Annotated in this window: 3 protein-coding genes; 1 reads left to right on the top strand and 2 read right to left on the bottom strand. The window is 69.1% G+C overall.

Annotated elements, in window-relative coordinates:
- On the top strand, positions 1-692 hold a 692-nt coding region (locus LPZ50_RS24350), incomplete at its 5' end, for a glycerate kinase (RefSeq protein WP_230665417.1).
- A gap of 112 nt (positions 693-804) precedes the next feature.
- On the opposite strand, the gene rsmA is transcribed toward LPZ50_RS24350, so the two are convergent.
- Both rsmA and LPZ50_RS24340 read right to left on the bottom strand, forming a co-directional pair.
- On the bottom strand, positions 805-1,593 hold the full coding sequence (gene rsmA / locus LPZ50_RS24345; protein WP_230665416.1) for a 16S rRNA (adenine(1518)-N(6)/adenine(1519)-N(6))-dimethyltransferase RsmA: 789 nt from the start codon (positions 1,591-1,593) through the stop codon (positions 805-807).
- An 18-nt stretch (positions 1,594-1,611) separates the two neighbouring features.
- Positions 1,612-2,165: peptidylprolyl isomerase (locus tag LPZ50_RS24340; RefSeq protein WP_230665415.1), on the bottom strand; the 554-nt coding region annotated here is incomplete at its 5' end.

Here is a 2,165-nt window from a genome sequence, read left to right as displayed (position 1 = left end):
TGGACTATGGCGTGCTGCTGGCGCGGCACGGCCGCCTGGTGGACGCCAAATGGATACACCAGCGGCCTATCCCCGACAACCTGGATGCGCGCCTGGCCGACGTCCAGATCGAAATCGCGTCCGATGTCGACAACCCGCTATGCGGCCCGCAAGGCGCCTCGCATACCTTCGGGCCGCAGAAAGGCGCTTCGCCCGAACAAGTAGAACTGCTGGATCGCAGCCTGGCGCAACTGGCCGATGTCTGCGCCCGGCACCTGGGGCGCGACCTGCGCGATGCCTCGGGCGCGGGTGCGGCGGGCGGGCTGGGCTTCGCCGCGCACGCCTTCCTGAATGCGCGCTTCCGGCCTGGCGTGGAACTGGTGGCCGAACTGGGCCAGTTGGCCCAGGCCGTGGAGGGCGCCACTTTGGTTTTTACGGGCGAAGGCCGCATGGACGCGCAAACCCTGCGCGGCAAGACGCCGGCCGGCGTGGCCCGCATCGCCCGGCAGGCGGGTGTTCCGGTGGTGGCGCTGGCGGGTTCGCTGGGCGAGGGTTATCAAGACCTGCATGCCGGCGGCATCACCGCGGCGTTCAGCCTGGCCCCGGGGCCGGTCACGCTGCAGCAGGCTTGCGACAACGCCGCCCAGTATCTATGCGACCGGGCGCGCGACGTCATGCAGCTATGGCTGGCGGCCGGCAAACGCATGCTATAGGCAGGTGCCGGGCAGGCACCGATGTATGCCACGGCAGTCTCAGTTGGGCGGTGTCTGGCACCCTGGCGGGAGCCGGACACTTGGCAACGGCCGGGAAATCGGGGTACAGGCCCTAAGGTAGCGCGACGCCCGCCTGCAGCAGCGCGTCGGTCAGGCGGATGAATTTCTCGACCGAGACCTCCTCGGCACGCGCCGTGGGCGCAATATCCAGCGCTTCCCAGGGCACCAGGGGCGCCCAGTCTCCCAGCACGCGCCGCAACATCTTGCGGCGCTGGGAAAAAGCCCGGGCCACCACGGTTTCCAGCGCCGCCTCGCTGGCCGGGCGCAGCCTGCCGGCCGGCAGCGGCACCATGCGCACCACGGCCGACACCACGCGCGGCGGCGGGTCGAAGGCCTCGGGCGGCACGTCGAACAGTTTGTCCATGCGGTAGCGCGACTGCAGCATCACCGACAAGCGGCCGTAATCGGCGCTGCCCGGCTCGGCCACCATGCGGTCGATGACTTCGCGCTGCAACATGAAATGCTGGTCGACCACGGCGTCCGCGGCGGCCATCAGGTGGAACAGCAAGGGGCTGGAAATGTTGTAGGGCAAGTTGCCCACCACGCGCAGGCGTTCGCCCAGGCTGGCGAAATCCACCGTCAGGGCATCGGCCTCGACCACCGTCAGTTGTTCAGCCGGGTAGCGGCCGCGCAGGCGCGCTGCCAGGTCGCGGTCGATCTCGACCACCGTCAAGTGCGCCAGGCTGCGCAGCAGCGGCTGTGTCAGGGCCGACAGGCCCGGGCCTATTTCAACCACGCGATCGTCGCGCGCGGGGCCGATGGCCCGGACAATGGCGTCGATGACGCTCTCGTCCGTCAGGAAGTGTTGGCCGAAGCGCTTGCGCGCCTGGTGCCTGCTCATGGTGGGGCTCGCGGCGCTTTAGCGGTTGTTCTGCTCGAGGCGGTCTTGCTTTTCGAGGCGATTGTCGACATAGGCCTCGTTGCGCAACTGCGCCATCCAGTCTTCATAGGCCGGCTCGGCGCGGCGCTCGAACAGCACCTGGCGCGCCTGCATGCGCTGCAGTTCGTCGCTGACATCGTGTTCACGCCGGCCCTCGACCTGGATCAGGTGCCAGCCGAACGGCGACAGCACGGGCTGGCTGATGCCGTTGTCCGGCAGCGCGTTCATGGCCTGCTCGAACGACGGCACCATTTCGCCGGGGTTCACCCAGCCCAGGTCGCCGCCCTGCGGCGCGTTGGCATCCTGCGAATACTGGCGCGCCATGTCGGCGAACGAGGCGCCGCCATTGACGACGCGCTGGCGGATCTGCTCCAGGCGCTGGCGCGCCTGGTCGTCGGTCATGACGGCCGAGGTCTTGATGAGGATATGGCGGGCATGCGTCTGGGTAACCTGCACCGGCCCTTGATTGGCCGGCATGCCGGCGCCCGGCTGCGGCGACAGCGGCGCCTGCTGGGGCGCCTCAGCCTGCTGGG

Source organism: Bordetella petrii (assembly GCF_020991325.1).
GTDB classification, from domain to species: domain Bacteria; phylum Pseudomonadota; class Gammaproteobacteria; order Burkholderiales; family Burkholderiaceae_B; genus Bordetella_A; species Bordetella_A petrii_E.
This window is presented reverse-complemented; position numbering and strand designations above follow the sequence as displayed.